Raw genomic sequence first — 16,352 nt, forward strand, 5'->3', positions numbered from 1 at the left:
TATTTTTGCCTTCATGGCAGCAAAAACAACTCAGTTGTTTTGTTGCTCACGCAGAAATATTCCTGTCATATGGAACGGCGCGCCGCTCGCTTATAATGGCCCGGACAATTCATAGAAAGATCGCACTGCATGGCCACTTCCAATTCGGCACCGCCACCAACCAACCCGCCTGATAAAGCTGACAACAAATCCGCCAAGGTCGCGTCGCGCTCCTCGCGCTTTTTCCTGCTGGCCGGCCTGTCCGTGCTCGGACTGGGGATCACGGGCGTGCTGCTGGTGGTGTTCGGCCTGGCGATGGCCTATCCCAACCTGCCGGAACTCGACACGCTGACCGACTACCGGCCGAAGATGCCGCTGCGGATCTTCTCGGCCGATAACGTGCTGATCGGCGAGTTCGGCGAAGAGCGCCGCAACCTGGTGCGCATCAAGGACATCCCGGATGTCATGAAGAAAGCCGTGCTGGCGATCGAGGACGACCGCTTCTACGAGCACGGCGGCGTCGACTACACCGGCATCCTGCGCGCCGGCTTGCACAATGCGATCGGCAGCGGCGGCAAGCAAGGCGCGTCGACCATTACGCAACAGGTGGCGCGCAACTTCTTCCTGTCGAGCGAACAGACCATCAAGCGCAAGGTCTACGAAATGCTGCTGGCCTGGAAGATCGAGAAGAACCTGACCAAGGACCAGATTCTTGAGGTCTATATGAACCAGATCTACCTGGGCCAGCGCGCCTACGGTTTCTCGTCCGCCGCGCAAATCTACTTCGGCAAGAACCTGCGCGACATCAGCATCGCCGAAGCCGCCATGCTGGCCGGCCTGCCGAAAGCGCCGTCCGCCTACAACCCGGTGGTCAACCCGAAGCGCGCCCGCACCCGGCAACAGTACATCCTGCAGCGCATGCATGAGTTGGGCTACATCAGCGACAAGCAGTTCGAGACCGCCAAGGCCGAGGAACTGAAGGTCAAGACCGACAGCAGCGAATTCGGCGTGCACGCCGAGTATGTGGCCGAGCTGGCGCGCCAGCTGGTCTACGAACAATTCAAGGAAGATACCTACACCCGCGGCCTGAACGTGTTCACCACCATCACCAAGGCCGACCAGGACGCCGCCTACCTGGCGCTGCGCAAGGGCGTGATGGATTACGAGCGCCGCCACGCCTATCGCGGCCCGGAAGCCTATATCGACATCCCGGCCGCCAAGGAAGACGCCGACGACGCCATCGAGACCGTGCTGGCCGAGCATCCGGACAACGACGACCTGATCGCCGCCGTGGTGCTGTCGGCCACGCCGCAGCTGATCACCGCGGTCACCGCCTCGGGCGAGGAGATCAAGATCAGCGGCGCCGGCCTGGAACAGGGCCGTTCCTGGCTGTCGGACAAGAATCCGCCGAACAAGCGCATCCGCCGCGGCGCCGTGATCCGCGTGCTACAGGAGGGCAAGGACTGGCTGGTGGCGCAGATGCCGGAAATCGAATCGGCCTTCGTGGCGGCCAGCACCCAGGATGGCGCGATCAAGGCCATGGTCGGCGGCTTCGACTACAACCGCAACAAGTTCAACCACGTGACCCAGGCCTGGCGCCAGCCCGGTTCATCGTTCAAGCCGTTCATTTATTCGGCGTCGCTGGAACGCGGCCTGTCGCCGGCCACCATCATCAACGACGCGCCGATCTCGTTCGACGCCGGCCAGACCGGCGGCCAGGCGTGGGAGCCGAAGAACTACGACGGCAAGTATGAAGGGCCGATGACCATGCGCAAGGGCCTGACCAAGTCCAAGAACATGATCTCGATCCGCATCCTGCACCGCATCGGCGCCAAGTACGGCCAGGAATACGCCACCCGCTTCGGCTTCGACGCCGACAAGAATCCGCCCTACCTGACCCTGGCACTGGGCGCCGGCAACGTCACGCCGCTGCAGATGGCCGGCGCCTACGCGGTGTTCGCCAACGGCGGCTACAAGGTCAGCCCCTACCTGATTTCCAAGGTGACCGACGCCGACGGCAAGATTTTGTCGCAGGCCCATCCCGACCTGGCCGGCGACGAGAAAAACCGCGTCATCGACGAGCGCAACGCCTTCCTGATGGATTCGATGCTGAAGGACGTGGTGCGCTTCGGCACCGCCGCCAAGGCCAATGTGCTGGGCCGCCGCGACATCGCCGGCAAGACCGGCACCACCAATGACTCGATCGACGCCTGGTTCGCCGGCTACCAGGCCAAGCTGGTGGGCATCGCCTGGATCGGCTACGACCAGCCGAAGAACCTGGGCAACCGCGAAACCGGCGGCGGCCTGGCGCTGCCGATCTGGATCAACTACATGCAGAAAGCACTGAAGAGCATCCCGGTCGAGGAACGCGCGGTGCCGGAAGGCGTGATGCTGGTGGGGGATGAGTACTACTACACGGAAAATCCGCCGGGCACCGGGGTCAACAACCTCGATGCGCCGGGGCATGGCACCCCGGCCGAAGAGAAGGCCAAGGACGCCGTCAAGAACGAGTTGTTCTAGGGCGTCAGGACCACCGGGCTGCCGCCCTGTTTGGTGACTTCATCGGACAGGGTGGCGAACAGCTCGGAGCCGTCGCGGGTGTTGAGCCACTTGCCGTCCTTCTGGCGGTAGTGGTAGCCGCCGGAGCGCGAGGCCACCCACAGCTCCTGCATCGCCGCCTGGCTGTTGACGATGATCTTGGATCCGTTGTCGATGAACTCGATTTCGAGCACGTTGCCGCTGCGGCTGCACTCGACATCGGTCATGTCGGCGTCGTTCAAACGGTCCAGCGCGGCCTCGATGGCGTCGAGGGTGGCTTCGGCTTGCGCCATGAATTCTGATTCGCCCATGCTACACTCCAGTATCTGCACTTAAATAATCCATGATTTTATCGTGAAGTCCACTTTCCGTTTGATTATCGGCACATCTATCCTGTGCCTGACCGTATTGCTGAGCGGCTGCGGCCAACCCGGTCCGCTGTACCTGCCCAAGCCTCCTGCAGCCAAGCCCACCGCCAAGAGCGGCGCCGTTGCGCCTACCACCTCGCCGGTGCCTCCCGCTCCCCAACAATAAAGTCTATGTCGCAATTTTCGTATAAAGACGGCGTGCTGCACGCCGAAGGCGCTTCGCTGAGCGCGATCGCCGAGCAATTCGGCACGCCTACCTATGTGTATTCCAAGGCCGCGCTGCTGGCCAACTTCGCCTCCTACGCCGACGCCTGCGCCGGCCGCGACGCGCTGGTGTGCTACGCCATGAAGGCCAATTCCAACCTGGCCATCCTCGATTTGCTGGCGCGCCAGGGCGCGGGCTTCGACATCGTCTCCGGCGGCGAGCTACTGCGCGTGCTGGCGGCGGGCGGCGATCCGCGCAAGGTGATCTTCTCCGGCGTCGGCAAGAGCGTGGACGAAATGCGCCTGGCGCTGTCGCACGACATCCTGTGCTTCAACGTCGAATCGATTCCCGAGCTGCACCGCCTGAACGAGGTGGCCGGTTCGATGGGCAAGAAAGCCCGCATCTCGCTGCGCGTGAACCCGAACGTGGACGCCAAGACCCACCCGTACATCGCCACCGGCCTGAAAGCCAACAAGTTCGGCGTGGCGTTCGACGATGCGCTGGACACCTACCGCACCGCCGCCCAGCTGCCGCACCTGGAAGTGGCCGGCATCGACTGCCACATCGGCTCGCAGCTGCTGGACGACGCGCCGCTGCTGGAAGCGCTGGACCGCCTGATCGAGCTGATCGACCAGCTGGGTGCGGAAGGCATCGAACTGCACCACCTGGACATCGGCGGCGGCATCGGCATCGACTACCGTGAAGCGGGCGAAGCGGCGCCGGTGCCGGTGGGCGACTACCTGGGCCGCCTGTTCGCCAAGATCGACGCCTGGCGCGCCGCGCGCCACCACGGCAAGGCGATCAAGGTGATCTTCGAGCCGGGCCGTTCGATCGTCGGCGACACCGGCGTGCTGCTGACGCGCGTGGAGTTCCTCAAGCACGGCGAAGAAAAGAATTTCTGCATCGTTGATGCGGCGATGAACGACATGGCGCGTCCGGCGCTGTACCAGGCGTGGATGGACATGCAGCCGGTGGTGCAGAGCGGCGCGGCGGCGGCAACCTACGACGTGGTCGGCCCGATCTGCGAATCCGGCGACTGGCTGGCGCGCGACCGCGCGCTGGCGGTGGCCGCCGGCGACCTGCTGGTGATGCACACGGCCGGCGCCTACGGCATGACCATGGCCTCCAACTACAACACCCGCGGCCGCGCCGCCGAGGTGATCGTCGATGGCGAGGTGCCGCACCTGGTGCGCAAGCGCGAAAAGCCGGAAGACCTCTACGCGCTGGAATCGCTGATCAAGTAATTCCCCAACAAGCCGCCCGCCTCACCGCCGGCGGCTTTTTTCATTGTGCCGCAGCCTTGCGTGCAGCCCAGTAGATGCGCATCAACAGCAGGATGCCGAGGATGGCGCCGAAGATGATCGGCTGGGTGAAGTTGTGCTTGCCCGCTTTCATCCACCAGAAGTGCAGGATCGCCAGCGGGGCGATCACGTAGATCAGCCGGTGCAGCCATTGCCAGCGCTTGCCGCCCAGGCGCTTGATCATGCCGTTGGTGCTGGTCAGCGCCAGCGGTATCAGCAGCACGAAGGCGATGAAGCCGACCGTGATGAACGGCCGCTTCAGCACGTCCTTCCACATCTCGGCCAGGTCGAAGAAATGGTCGAACCACAGGAAGGTCATGAAGTGCAGGAAGCCGTAGAAGAACACGTACAGCCCCAGCATGCGGCGCAGCTTGACCAGCCAGTTCCATTTGCTCAGGCGCCGCAGCGGCGTCACCGCCAGCGTGAAGCACAGGAAGTACAAGGTCCAGTCGCCGGTGCCGCGCGTGATGAATTCGAGCGGATCGACCAGTTGCCCGGTCGCCGTCAGGTACACCATGCGCAGCAGGGGCGCCAGCGCCAGCACGAAGAGGACGCCCTTGATCCAGCTGATTTGTTTCGTTGTCGGCATCAGTAGAATTTTTTCAGGTCCATGCCCGCGTACAGCGGGGCCACATCGTTATAGCCGTTGAACATCAGGGTCTTGCGCTTGCGCGACAGGAAGCCGTCCTCGCCGATGCGGCGCTCCGACGCCTGCGACCAGCGCGGGTGGTCCACGTCCGGATTCACGTTCGAATAAAAACCGTACTCGTTCGACGCCGACAGGTTCCACGAAGTGCGCGGCTGCTCCTTGACGAAGCGGATCTTGACGATCGACTTGGCCGACTTGAAGCCGTACTTCCACGGCAGCACCATGCGCACCGGCGCGCCGTTCTGGTTCGGCAGCACTTCACCATACATGCCGAAGGTCAGCAGCGCCAGCGGGTGGTTCGCTTCGTCGATGCGCAGGCCTTCGGTGTACGGCCATTGCAGCACGCGGCTGCCGACGCCCGGCATCTGCTTCTTGTCGGCCAACGTTACGAATTCTACATACTTGGCGTTGCCAGTAGGCTCTACCTTTTTGATGATCTCCGAAAAGGAATAGCCGATCCACGGGATCACCATCGACCAGCCCTCGACGCAGCGCAGGCGGTACACGCGCTCTTCCATCGGCGCCAGCTTGAGCAGCGCGTCCAGGTCCAGGGTCATCGGTTTCTTGACTTCGCCCTCGATGGAAATCGACCACGGACGGGTCTTCAGCGTGCCGGCGTACATGGCCGGCTCGCTCTTGTCGGTGCCGAATTCATAGTAGTTGTTGTAGGTGGTGGCGTCCTTGTAGGGCGTCTGCTTGTCCAGCGCCGAATAGGCCGGATTCAGTCTGGCGGGCAGCTTGGCGCCCGTGCCCTGCGCGAAGGCTTCACGCTGCGCCATCTCCAGCAGCGCCGCGCCGCCCACCGCGCCCATGGCGATCTGCTTCATGAAGCTGCGGCGCGATTCGTACACCTGGCGCGGCGTGATTTCCGAGGAAAACGGCAGGTCTATGCCATTGGGGGGACGCTTGATCAACATGTCGGCTCCAGAAGAAACGGTAAGGCTCAACCTTACACGAATCTCCCGGAGCGAATATTAAACTTCCGTTTACAACTTGCCGTAGGAGTGCAGGCCGGACAGGAACATGTTGACGCCGAGGAAAGCAAAGGTCGTCACCAGCAGGCCCACCAGCGCCCACCAGGCCGCCGGACGGCCGCGCAGGCCCGTCATCAGGCGCATGTGCAGCCAGGCCGCGTAGTTGAGCCAGACGATCAGGGCCCAGGTCTCTTTCGGATCCCACGACCAGTAGCCGCCCCACGCCTCGGCCGCCCACAGCGCGCCCAGGATGGTGGCGATGGTGAAGAAGGCGAAGCCGGCCGAGATGGCCTTGTACATGACGTCGTCCAGCACTTCTTCCGACGGCAGGCGGTCCTTCAGGTAGCCCGAGGTCTTCAGCAGGTAGGCCGCCGCGACCATGGCCGCCAGCGCAAAGTTGCCGTAACCGATGAAATTGGCCGGCACGTGGATCTTCATCCACCAGCTTTGCAGCGCCGGCAGCAGCGGCTGGATGTCGGCCGCATTGCGCGAGGTGGTGTACCACATCAGGAAGCCGATGGCGGCGCTGACCACCAGCAGCACGAACGGGCCCATCTGGCGGGTGGCGTAGCGCTGTTCGAAGTACAGGTAGAACATCGCGGTGATCAGCGAGAACAGGATGAACACTTCGTACAGGTTGGACACCGGGATATGGCCGACGTCGGCGCCGATCAGGTAGGACTCGTACCAGCGCACCATCATCGCGGTCCAGCCCAGCACCACGGCGGCCCAGCACAGCTTGGAGCCGATGCTGGACGAGGCGGCCGAACGGCCGGCAAAGCCGATCCAGTAGAACACGGTGGAGATCACGAACATCACGCTCATCCACAGCACCGCCGACTGGCTCGACAGCATCATGCGCAGCCAGAATTTCCTGGTGCCGTTATCCAGGTCGCCGGCGTACATCGAGATCGCCCACAACGACAGCAGCGCGATCAGCGGCATCAGCCAGCGCACCGGCTTCCAGTGCCAGCCCAGCGCGGCAAACACCGGCACCGCCGCCGCCAGGATCACCTGCTCGTAATAGTTCATGAACGCGCCATAGCGGCTCAGGCCGAACACGGCGCCGGCCAGCAGCGCCAGCGCAAACAGCCAGTCGGCCGGGTTCAGCCGCTTGAAGTAGCCTGGCGCCTGGGAATAAGTTTGCTGGGATTGGGTGATGTCCATTTTCTCTCCTGCTTACGCTGCCGACTGTGGCAGTTTTTCTTTCAGTATTTCAAATTCACGCTCGAAGTCCAGCGTTTTGCGCTGGGTGCTCATGGCCATCAGCGCTTCGGCGCCGGCGGCATCGTCCTTGATCCAGATCCACAGGCGGCGCTCGCGGATGTAGAACATGGCAAACACGCCCAGCACCAGGAACAGGCAGCCGAGGTAGACCACATTCTTGCCCGGCGAACGCGTCACCTGGAACACCGAGGCCTTGATCTCGGTGAAGTCGTCCAGTTGCAGGTAGACCGGGCCGCCGTAGAAGAAGGCGTCCGACAAGGCATTGGTGGCCAGTTGCAGGAAGCGCGCGTGGTTCTCGTCCTCGCTGACCGAGGCCAGGCCATCCTTGGCGCGCGCCACCTGCCACAAGTCCCACAGGCTGCCGTTCAAAATCTTCATGAAGACATCGGCCGCCTTTTCCTGCTCGCCCGGCGGAATCTTTTCCAGGAACTGCGAGATGGCCATGAAGCCGCCCGACTTGTCGTTGCCGGCGAAGATGCCCAGGCTCTTGTCGGCCGAGGCCTGCAGCTGCGCGCGCAGGGCGTCGCCCGCAGCCGAATTCGGCGTGGCGCGTTCGGCATAGCGCTGGGCGGCGGCGCTGCGCAGCGCCGGGTCGTGCAGCGCGGCGCGCAGACGCATCCATTCCTTGACGCTGTGGCCGTCGTCGGCCGGAATGCGCAGGTAGCTGAAGTTGTCCGACGGATTGGCGCGCACGCCGGCCAGGAACACGGTGGCGCCGTCGACGGTGACCGGCTGCATGTAGTTCTGGTATTCGCGCGCCTGGCCGGTCTTGTCGCGCAACTTGTAGTTGACGCTCGGGCCGACGTTCTTCAGGTTCTTGTTGCTGGCGTTCTTGCCGGCCGAGCCGGTGTGCTTGTCCAGGCTCTGCGCCAGTTCTTCCTCCAGGCTCTTGCCCTTGGTGACAGCGCGCGGATCGTCGGTCGGGCCGACGTTCTCGACGTTGAACGGGCGGAAGCCGGTCCACTCGACCGTGTAGGCGTCGTTCAGCGGCGTGGTGCCGCCCACTTCGCCGGCGATCTCGAACGGCTTGCTGTCGCCGCCGCTCATCGGGAAGCCGCTCAACTTGAGCTTGCTGCCGCCGTCTTCAAAGCTGGACTGGTAGATCGCCACGCCGTTGAAGATCAGCGGATGGTTGACCTCGATGGTGCCCTTGACCGTTTCGCCGGTCTGGTTGTCGCGCACTTCCACATCGCTGGCAAACAGCTTGGGCATGCCGGTGCTGTAGAAATCGATGGTGAATTTCTTCAGGTTGATGGTGAACGGCAGTTCCTGGATCAGCACGCCGTCCGGACGGGCCAGGATGGCGGTGCTGCTGTTCTGCCCTTCCGGGATCATGGTGTTGCCGCGGAAGGTGGGATTGCCGGTGCTGAGGCGGTGCTGCGGCGGCACTTGCGAGATCAGGCCGCTGCCGGTGAACGGCGTCTTGCCGAGGAACCATTCCTGCAGGCGGATCGGCACGTCCGAATCCATCACCGCGCCGAGACAGATGATGACGATGGCCGAGTGGGCGAAGATGTAGCCGAACTTGTTGGCCGCGCCCTGCTTGGCGGCGACCAGCGTGCCGCTGTCCTTTTCCACCAGCTTGACCTGGTAGCCGGCGTCCTTCAGGCGCGCCGCGCTCTGCTGTGCCAGCGCCTGGCGCGGCAGCGGCGAACGCCATTGCATCTTGTGGTGGAAGTTCAGCAGCGATTGCTCGCGCACGTTCTCGCGCCAGCTGCGCATGTCCTTGAGCATCTTCGGGCCGTTGCGCACGATGCACAGCGTGGTCGAGGTGACCAGCGCCGTCATCAGCAGCAGGAACCACCAGGTCGAGTACACGTTGTACAGGCCGATCTTGCGGAAGATCTCGTACCAGAACGGGCCGAACTGGTTGATGTAATTGGCCGACGGTTCGCCCTGCTTCATCACGGTGCCGATGATGGCGGCGATGGCGATCATCGCCAGCAAGGCGATGGCGAAACGCATGGACGAAATCAGTTCGACGATTTCGCCGACGACGGGGCGGCGGGTTTTCAGCTGGATGCCGGTGGTGCTTGGGCTACTCATGCGTGTTCAGATTCTTTAATAAAAGTTGCTGGCAGGCGGCAGCATAACAAGAAAAAGGGCGGCATGCTCACGCTGCCGCCCTCTTCTTTTGGGTGATCCGCATGCGATGCATGCGGATTCGTCAACTTTATTTCAGGCCTGCCATGTAATCGGCGACGGCCTTCATCTCTTCATCCGACATGCGCTTGGCGATCGGCGCCATCTCCAGGCTCTTGCGGGTGCCGGCCTTGAACAGGCCCAGCTCCGCGACAGTGTAGTCCTGGTGCTGGCCGGCGATGCGCGGATACTGCACCGGAATGCCGGCGCCGGTGGCGCCGTGACAGCTGGCGCAGGCCGGCACGCTCTTCTCGGCGATGCCGCCACGGTAGATTTTCTTGCCCAGTTCAACCGTGTCCTTGTTCTTGGCGGCGCCCGGGTTCGGCTTCTGCGTCACCAGCCAGGCCGCGATATTGTGCTTTTCCTCGTCGGTCAGCATCTTCGCATAGGTCGTCATGACCGGTTGATTCCGGTCCGCCGTCGTAAAGTTCACCAGTTGCTTGTACAAATACGCTTCGTGCTGGCCGGCCAGCTTGGGATTGACGGTGATGGTGGAATTGCCGCCGGCGCCGTGGCACGACACGCAGGCCGGCAAGCCACGGGCGGCGTCACCGTCGGTGAACAGACTGGCGCCCTTGGCAGGATCGATTTTAGGAGCGGCGGAAGCCGTGGCCGAAACGGCCAGCAAGGCAACGAGCAGGGATTTTACAATCGGTGAAAACATGTTCACACTATTCATTCAAGCACCCTTAGAGGAGTCTAAAAAGTTGTCGAACCTGAAGTGCCCACCGATGCACTGGAACGTGCCATGGAGCACTTGGTAACCACTCATTGTACAATAGCTTAAAAAATTCCCTGCTTTAACCTGTTGCTTTTTCCCCAATCCCCAATGTCCAAACTCTGGCAAGCCCGCTTCTTTACGACCGTTAACCAATTACGCGACCTCCCCGACACCCAGGTGCCGGAGATCGCTTTTGCGGGTCGCTCCAATGCCGGTAAATCGACCGCCATCAACATTTTGTGCAATCAGAAAGGCTTGGCCTTCGCGTCCAAGACGCCGGGACGTACCCAGCACATCAATTATTTCTCCATCGGCGGCGCCCACGTGGCGCAGCACCGCAAGGATCCGACCATTGTCGAGGAGATCGAAGCGCTGCTGGTCGACTTGCCGGGCTACGGCTATGCGGAAGTATCGGGATCGGCCAAGCTGCACTGGCAGCGCCTGCTGGGCGACTATGTGCAGCGCCGCGACCAGCTGGCCGCACTGATCCTGATCATGGATTCGCGGCGTCCGTTCACCGAGCTGGACGTGCAGATGCTGGAGTGGTTTGCCCCCACCGGCAAGCCTATTCATTGCATTTTGACGAAAGTTGATAAACTAAACCGTAACGACTCGATCAACGTGCTGCGCCAGGCCAAGGCCAAGCTCGACAGCTACGTTGATGAAGATGGCGAAGGCTTCCCCTTCACCGTCCAGTTGTTCTCGGCGCAGAACCGTATCGGCATCGACGAAGCCAACGACAAGATCCTGGCGTTGGCCGGGCTGACGGAAGACGCGGAACCCACCTCAGATTCAGGAAGCGATAGCAATGAGTAAAGCTGCAGCCCAATTTCCCGCGATCCGCATGCGCCGCATGCGCCGCGATCCCTTCTCGCGCGCGCTGATGCGCGAAAACCTGGTCACCCCGGCCGACCTGATCTACCCGGTGTTCATCCTCGAAGGCACGCACCAGCGCGAGCCGGTGGCGTCGATGCCGGGCGTCGAGCGCGTCTCGGTCGACCTGCTGCTGAAGGTGGCGGAAGAATGCGTAGCGCTGGGCATTCCGGTGCTGGCGCTGTTCCCGGTGATCGACGCAGCCAAGAAAACCGAAGACGGCGTCGAGGCCACCAATCCGGACGGCCTGGTGCCGCGCGCGGTGCGGGCGCTGAAACAGGCCTTCCCCGAGCTGGGCATCCTGACCGACGTCGCGCTCGATCCGTACACCAGCCACGGCCAGGACGGCCTGATCGACGACAACGGCTACGTCATCAACGACATCACCACCGACATGCTGATCCGCCAGGCGCTGTGCCATGCGGAAGCCGGTGTGGACGTGGTGGCGCCGTCGGACATGATGGACGGCCGCATCGGCGCGATCCGCGAGGCGCTGGAGGCCGCTGGCCACATCCACACGCGCATCATGGCGTATTCGGCCAAGTACGCGTCGGCCTTCTACGGCCCGTTCCGCGACGCGGTCGGCTCGGCTGCCAACCTCGGCAAGGGCGACAAGAACCAGTACCAGATGGACCCGGCCAACAGCGACGAAGCCCTGCGCGAAGTGGGCCTGGACCTGGCCGAAGGCGCCGACATGGTGATGGTCAAGCCGGGCATGCCGTACCTGGACATCGTGCGCCGCGTGAAGGAAGAGTTCAAGGTGCCGACCTTCGCCTACCAGGTCAGCGGTGAATACGCGATGCTGAAAGCCGCTGCGCAAAACGGCTGGCTGGATCACGACAAGGTGATGATGGAATCGATCCTGGCCTTCAAGCGGGCCGGCGCCGACGGCGTGCTGACCTACTTCGCGCTGGACGTGGCGCGCAAGCTCAACGCCAAATAAAAACCGGGGTCAGGTCCCCCATTTCTACACGAGCTCTGCCGTGGCCATGGTCACGGCAGAGCTCGTGTAGAAATGGGGGACCTGACCCCGGAGTTTTAGCGGCCTGCCCCGCGTGTGTATTCGGGGAACATCTCTTTCAGCAGGAAGGCCGTCAGTTCCTTCTCGTCTTCCTTGCGCGCGCTCAGGTTGACCACCTTGCCCAGGCGCCGCGATTCCCACTGGAAGTCGCCCTGCTTCTCCTTGCGGATGATCTTGATCATTTCCTTGACCACCGCCGTCTCGATATCCTGCTCCGCCCCCTGCTCGACGTGAATCTGCTGCAGCCAGTTGCGCTTGAAGTTGGTGTTCCAGCCACGGAACTTCACTTCGGCGCTGTGGAAGCTCTTGTCGACCTGGAACACGCCGCCGGTGTCGTCGCGGTCGGCGCCGCTGGTCTGGCCGGCGCCGTTGGCACGGGCGATGTTGGCCTTGGCGATGCGGTTGGCGCGTTCGGCTTCGGTCTCGGCCGGTGGCGCTGGCGGCGCCGGCGGATTCAGCGCTTCCCGCGCCGCGCGGCGCTTGGCGATCATTTCCGACATGTCCGCTTCAGGCGGCGGCGTCATGGTGGCCTGCACCGGCGGCACATAGGTTTCCAGCTTCGGCTTGACGGCGGCCGGCGTCTCCTTGGTCACCACCTGCTTGCGCGGCGGCGGCGGCTTGGACGACGGCTTGGACGGCGTTGGATTGGGCTTGGTGATCGGCTTCGGCGTGACCTTCTCAGGCAGCGGCTGGATGTAGACCATGTGCCCGCCCTTCGGCGGCGCCGAATGGGTCTGCTTGGGCGACGGCGCGAACAGGTAGTACAGCACGCCCAACAGGTGCAGCGCGATCGAAATACCGATGCCGATGCGGTTGTTCTTGGACTTGCGGTCCCACGTGGCAAAGTCGTCCTGGGCCGACGGCAGGCGTTGGCCGCAAGTCTCGCAGTATTCCGAATGCGCGGAGAGGATATGGGAGTCGTGGTGCAAGATACAAACCTTGTGGAACGCAGAAGTCGTCAAAATGGGGCCATAGTGCCAGAGTCCCGCTCTTTTGGGAACCGCTCCAAATGCCATGCACGGCACCAGACTGTCTACTTTACAAGTTTCGGCTCTTGACGGGTGTTACCGTGTGTATCAATTGCTTTGCAAAGTGACATGATTTTCGAGCTTTCCCCAGCCATTTTAGCCGCCGCAGCCGTGGCGCAGTGTTGGCCATCCAACACCGCGCCGACATATTACGGATGCGTAAGGTTGTGGACTTAATGCTTGTTCACAGCCTTCAGCGGCACGGCGTGCACCGCTTCGCGCTCCACCGGGGCGATGGCGGCGTCGGCGGCGATTTCCTCGTCGTTCATCGGACCGGTGCCGCTGTACTTGTCGAGGAACAGGTAGATCACCGGGGTGATGTACAGCGTGATCACCTGCGAGAAGATCAGGCCGCCCACCACGGCCAGGCCCAGCGGCTGGCGCAGCTCGGCGCCGGCGCCCAGGCCCAGCGCGATCGGCAGCGCGCCCATCAGCGCCGCCATGGTGGTCATCATGATCGGACGGAAGCGCAGGATACAGGCCTGGCGGATCGCCACGTCCGGCGCCAGCCCCTCGTTGCGCTGCGCGTGCAGCGCGAAGTCGATCATCATGATGGCGTTCTTCTTGACGATACCGATCAGCATCAGGATGCCGATGATGGCGATCATGGTCAGGTCGAGGTTGAACAGGCGCAACGTGATCAGCGCGCCGACCGCCGCCGACGGCAGGCCGGCCAGAATCGTCAGCGGGTGGATGTAGCTCTCGTACAGCACGCCCAGCAGCACGTAGATGACGCCCAGCGCCGCGATGATCAGGATCAGCTGGCTGCCCTGCGAACTCTGGAACACGGCCGCGTCGCCGCCGTAGTTGGTGATGATCGACGGCGGCAATCGCATGTCGGCGCCCCAGGCGTCGATCTTGGCGGTGGCCACGCCCAGCGGCACGTCCGGCGCCAGGTTGAACGACAGCGTGATCGCCTGCAACTGGCCCTGGTGGTTGACGGCGGTCGGGCCGATGGTGCGTTCCACCGTGGCAAAGCTGGACAGCTGCACCAGCTGGCCGGTCTTGTTGCGCACCGAGATCTTGGTCAGCGCATTGTCGAACTGGCGGTCGGCGTCGGCCGCTTCCAGGATCACGTAGTAGCTGGCGGCCGGCGAATAGATGGTCGACACCTGGCGCTCACCGAAGGCCAGGTAGAGCGCGGTGCGGATGTCGCCGATCGCCACGCCGAGGTTGTTGGCCTTGTCGCGGTCGATCTTCAGCGAGGCTTGCAGGCCCTTGTTCTGCGAATCGCTGGTGACGTCGCGGAAGTCGGAGTCGGCGCGCATGCGGTCCATGTATTTGTCGGCCCACTCGTTCAGCGCGCCCGGGCTGACCGATTGCAGCGTGTACTGGTAGCGCGATTTCGACTGGCGTCCGCCCAGCTGCAAGTTCTGCACCGGGCTCAGGTAGACGGCGATGCCCGGCACCTGCTTGGTCGATTTGCGCAGGCTGTCGAGCACTTCCGGCATGCGCTTGCGTTCGCCGCGCGGCTTGAGCACCAGGAACATGCGGCCGGTGTTGCCGCCGCCGACGAAGGAGGTGACGTCCTGCACGTTCGGGTCGGCCTTGATGACGGCGGCGACCTTGTCCTGCAATTCCATCAGCGACGACGACGAGATGTCTTCCGACGCCTCGGTGTTGACGCGGATCTGGCCCAGGTCTTCCTCGGGGAAGAAGCCCTTCGGCGTGGTGACGTACAGCACGGCGGTCAGCGCGAAGGTGCCCAGCGCGGCCACCAGCACGATGTAGCGGTGATGCAGGGCCACGTCCAGCGTGCGCGCGTAGAAGTCGCGCAGCGCGCCGAAACCGGCTTCAAACCAGCGGCCGATGAAGTTGCCCTGGTCGTGCTCCGGGTCGATGGCGTCGGCCGGCAGCAAACGGCTGGCCAGCATCGGCACCAGCATCAGCGACACCGCCGCCGACACCAGCACCGACAGCGCGACGACCACGGCGAATTCGTGGAACATCAGGCCGATCACGCCCGGCATGAAGAAGATCGGAATGAACACCGCCACCAGCGACACCGAAATCGAGATGATGGTGAAGCCCATCTCCTTGGCGCCGATCAGCGACGCTTCCAGCGGCCGCTTGCCCATCTCGATGTGGCGGACGATGTTTTCCAGCACCACGATGGCGTCATCGACCACCAGGCCGACCGCCAGCGTAATGCCGAGCAGCGAAACGTTGTCCAGCGAGTAGCCGAAGGCGTACAGCAGCGCCAGCGCGCCCAGCAGCGAAATCGGCATGGTGATCGCCGGGATGAAGGTGGCGGCGGCGCGCCGCAGGAACAGGAAGATCACCATCACCACCAGGCCGATGGTCAGCAGCAGCGTCAGGTTGACGTCGTGGATCGCTTCGCGGATCGACACCGAGCGGTCGTTGACCAGGTTGATGTTGATCGAGGCCGGCAGCTGGGCCTTGAACTGCGGCAGCAGGCGGCGCACGCCGTCCACCACCTGCACCGTGTTGGCGTCCGGCTGGCGCTGCACCAGCAGCACGATCGAGCGCTCGCCGTTGTAGCTGCCGGCGGCCTTGGTCGACTGGAAGCTGTCCTGCACGTCGGCCACGTCCTTCAGGCGCACCGGCTGGCCGTTGCGCTGGGCGATGATCAGCTCGGCGTAGTCGGCGGCTTTCATCAGCTGGGCGTTGCCGGTGATGGTCAGCGTCTGGCTCGGGCCGTCGAGGATGCCGAGCGGGGTGTTGGCGTTGGCGGACTTGATCGCCTGTTGCAGCTCATCGAGCGTCAGGTTGCGCGCGTTCATCAGGTCGGACTTGGCGCGCACGCGCACGGCAAAGCGCTTCTGGCCGTTGACCGACACCTGCGCCACGCCGGGCAGCGTGGACAGCGATGGCGCGATCAGGTTTTCGGCGTAGTCGTTCAGCTCGGACAGGGTCAGCGACGGCGAGTTCATGGTCATGAACAGCACCGGCGCGTCGGCCGGGTTGACCTTGCGGTAGGACGGCAGGTCGGTCATCTCGATCGGCAGCTGGCGTTGCGCGCGCAGCAGCGCCGCCTGCACGTCGACCGCCGCTTCGTTGACGTTGATGCTCGGATCGAACTCCAGGGTCAGCGAGGAATTGCCCAGCGTGTTGGTGGAGGTGATCAGGGACAGGCCGGCGATGGTGGAGAACTGTTTCTCCAGCGGCAGCGCGACCGAGGACGCCATGGTGTCCGGCGAGGCGCCCGGCAGGTCGGCCGACACGTTGATCACCGGCGTGTTGTAGCTCGGCAGCGCGGCCACCGGGATGTAGAAATACGACAGCACGCCGGCCAGGATCAGGGTGGCCGACAGCAGCACCACCATCACCGGACGGCGTATGCACAACTCTGAAAGGTTCATCGC

13 protein-coding genes are annotated in these 16,352 nt (G+C 63.4%); 5 read left to right on the forward strand and 8 right to left on the reverse strand.

Annotated features, from left to right (window positions below; genetic code table 11):
• Positions 1–129 precede the first annotated feature (129 nt).
• Positions 130–2,499, forward strand: a complete 2,370-nt coding sequence (locus GJ695_RS09215; RefSeq protein WP_154364043.1) for a penicillin-binding protein 1A — start codon at positions 130–132, stop codon at positions 2,497–2,499.
• On the opposite strand, the gene cyaY is transcribed toward GJ695_RS09215, so the two are convergent.
• The gene (gene cyaY / locus GJ695_RS09220) at positions 2,496–2,828 is read right to left on the reverse strand and encodes an iron donor protein CyaY (protein WP_154364045.1); all 333 of its coding nucleotides are present in this window, start codon (positions 2,826–2,828) and stop codon (positions 2,496–2,498) included. The two genes, GJ695_RS09215 and cyaY, sit on opposite strands and share 4 nt — an antisense overlap.
• A 43-nt stretch (positions 2,829–2,871) precedes the next feature.
• Between cyaY and lptM the strand changes: the two genes are divergently transcribed.
• A complete protein-coding gene (gene lptM / locus GJ695_RS30030; protein WP_371866513.1) occupies positions 2,872–3,051 on the forward strand; it encodes an LPS translocon maturation chaperone LptM in 180 nt (59 codons plus the stop codon).
• Positions 3,052–3,056: 5 nt separating this feature from the next.
• On the forward strand, positions 3,057–4,334 hold the full coding sequence (gene lysA / locus GJ695_RS09225; RefSeq protein WP_154364047.1) for a diaminopimelate decarboxylase: 1,278 nt from the start codon (positions 3,057–3,059) through the stop codon (positions 4,332–4,334).
• 40 nt (positions 4,335–4,374) lie between these two features.
• Here the strand turns inward: lysA and msrQ are convergent, their stop codons facing one another.
• From msrQ to GJ695_RS09250, 5 genes are all read right to left on the reverse strand, one after another.
• Positions 4,375–4,980, reverse strand: coding sequence for a protein-methionine-sulfoxide reductase heme-binding subunit MsrQ (gene msrQ / locus GJ695_RS09230; protein ID WP_154364049.1), 606 nt, complete (start codon positions 4,978–4,980; stop codon positions 4,375–4,377).
• Positions 4,980–5,957, reverse strand: a complete 978-nt coding sequence (gene msrP / locus GJ695_RS09235; protein ID WP_154364051.1) for a protein-methionine-sulfoxide reductase catalytic subunit MsrP — start codon at positions 5,955–5,957, stop codon at positions 4,980–4,982. Before msrP ends, msrQ begins: the two co-directional genes overlap by 1 nt.
• 69 nt (positions 5,958–6,026) lie before the next feature.
• Positions 6,027–7,181, reverse strand: a complete 1,155-nt coding sequence (gene ccsB, locus GJ695_RS09240; protein ID WP_154364053.1) for a c-type cytochrome biogenesis protein CcsB — start codon at positions 7,179–7,181, stop codon at positions 6,027–6,029.
• A 12-nt stretch (positions 7,182–7,193) separates the two neighbouring features.
• Positions 7,194–9,287: a cytochrome c biogenesis protein ResB gene (locus GJ695_RS09245; RefSeq protein WP_154364056.1), complete on the reverse strand. Its 2,094-nt coding sequence runs from the start codon at positions 9,285–9,287 to the stop codon at positions 7,194–7,196.
• A gap of 127 nt (positions 9,288–9,414) precedes the next feature.
• The gene (locus GJ695_RS09250; RefSeq protein WP_371866514.1) at positions 9,415–10,047 is read right to left on the reverse strand and encodes a c-type cytochrome; all 633 of its coding nucleotides are present in this window, start codon (positions 10,045–10,047) and stop codon (positions 9,415–9,417) included.
• Positions 10,048–10,212: 165 nt separating this feature from the next.
• On the opposite strand from GJ695_RS09250, the gene yihA reads away from it, so the two are divergent.
• Both yihA and hemB read left to right on the forward strand, forming a co-directional pair.
• On the forward strand, positions 10,213–10,920 hold the full coding sequence (gene yihA / locus GJ695_RS09255; RefSeq protein WP_154364060.1) for a ribosome biogenesis GTP-binding protein YihA/YsxC: 708 nt from the start codon (positions 10,213–10,215) through the stop codon (positions 10,918–10,920).
• Positions 10,913–11,920, forward strand: a complete 1,008-nt coding sequence (gene hemB / locus GJ695_RS09260; protein WP_154364061.1) for a porphobilinogen synthase — start codon at positions 10,913–10,915, stop codon at positions 11,918–11,920. Before yihA ends, hemB begins: the two co-directional genes overlap by 8 nt.
• 95 nt (positions 11,921–12,015) lie before the next feature.
• Here the strand turns inward: hemB and GJ695_RS09265 are convergent, their stop codons facing one another.
• Together GJ695_RS09265 and GJ695_RS09270 are read right to left on the reverse strand one after the other, a co-directional pair.
• Entirely contained in the window at positions 12,016–12,927 is a 912-nt protein-coding gene (locus tag GJ695_RS09265; RefSeq protein ID WP_154364064.1) for a hypothetical protein, read from the reverse strand.
• Positions 12,928–13,199: 272 nt separating this feature from the next.
• The gene (locus tag GJ695_RS09270) at positions 13,200–16,349 is read right to left on the reverse strand and encodes an efflux RND transporter permease subunit (protein ID WP_154364066.1); all 3,150 of its coding nucleotides are present in this window, start codon (positions 16,347–16,349) and stop codon (positions 13,200–13,202) included.
• Positions 16,350–16,352 lie beyond the last annotated feature (3 nt).

This window comes from Duganella alba, from assembly GCF_009674495.1.
In the GTDB taxonomy this organism is placed as follows: domain Bacteria; phylum Pseudomonadota; class Gammaproteobacteria; order Burkholderiales; family Burkholderiaceae_D; genus Rugamonas; species Rugamonas alba.

Excerpts from the sequence above, each read along its gene's own strand:
- GJ695_RS09270 (WP_154364066.1), bottom strand. The coding sequence starts at position 16,349 with ATGAACCTTTCAGAGTTGTGCATACGCCGTCCGGTGATGGTGGTGCTG.
- cyaY (WP_154364045.1), bottom strand. The coding sequence starts at position 2,828 with ATGGGCGAATCAGAATTCATGGCGCAAGCCGAAGCCACCCTCGACGCC.
- msrP (WP_154364051.1), bottom strand. The coding sequence starts at position 5,957 with ATGTTGATCAAGCGTCCCCCCAATGGCATAGACCTGCCGTTTTCCTCG.
- yihA (WP_154364060.1), top strand. The coding sequence starts at position 10,213 with ATGTCCAAACTCTGGCAAGCCCGCTTCTTTACGACCGTTAACCAATTA.
- hemB (WP_154364061.1), top strand. The coding sequence starts at position 10,913 with ATGAGTAAAGCTGCAGCCCAATTTCCCGCGATCCGCATGCGCCGCATG.
- GJ695_RS09215 (WP_154364043.1), top strand. The coding sequence starts at position 130 with ATGGCCACTTCCAATTCGGCACCGCCACCAACCAACCCGCCTGATAAA.
- lysA (WP_154364047.1), top strand. The coding sequence starts at position 3,057 with ATGTCGCAATTTTCGTATAAAGACGGCGTGCTGCACGCCGAAGGCGCT.
- GJ695_RS09250 (WP_371866514.1), bottom strand. The coding sequence starts at position 10,047 with ATGTTTTCACCGATTGTAAAATCCCTGCTCGTTGCCTTGCTGGCCGTT.
- GJ695_RS09245 (WP_154364056.1), bottom strand. The coding sequence starts at position 9,287 with ATGAGTAGCCCAAGCACCACCGGCATCCAGCTGAAAACCCGCCGCCCC.
- ccsB (WP_154364053.1), bottom strand. The coding sequence starts at position 7,181 with ATGGACATCACCCAATCCCAGCAAACTTATTCCCAGGCGCCAGGCTAC.
- msrQ (WP_154364049.1), bottom strand. The coding sequence starts at position 4,980 with ATGCCGACAACGAAACAAATCAGCTGGATCAAGGGCGTCCTCTTCGTG.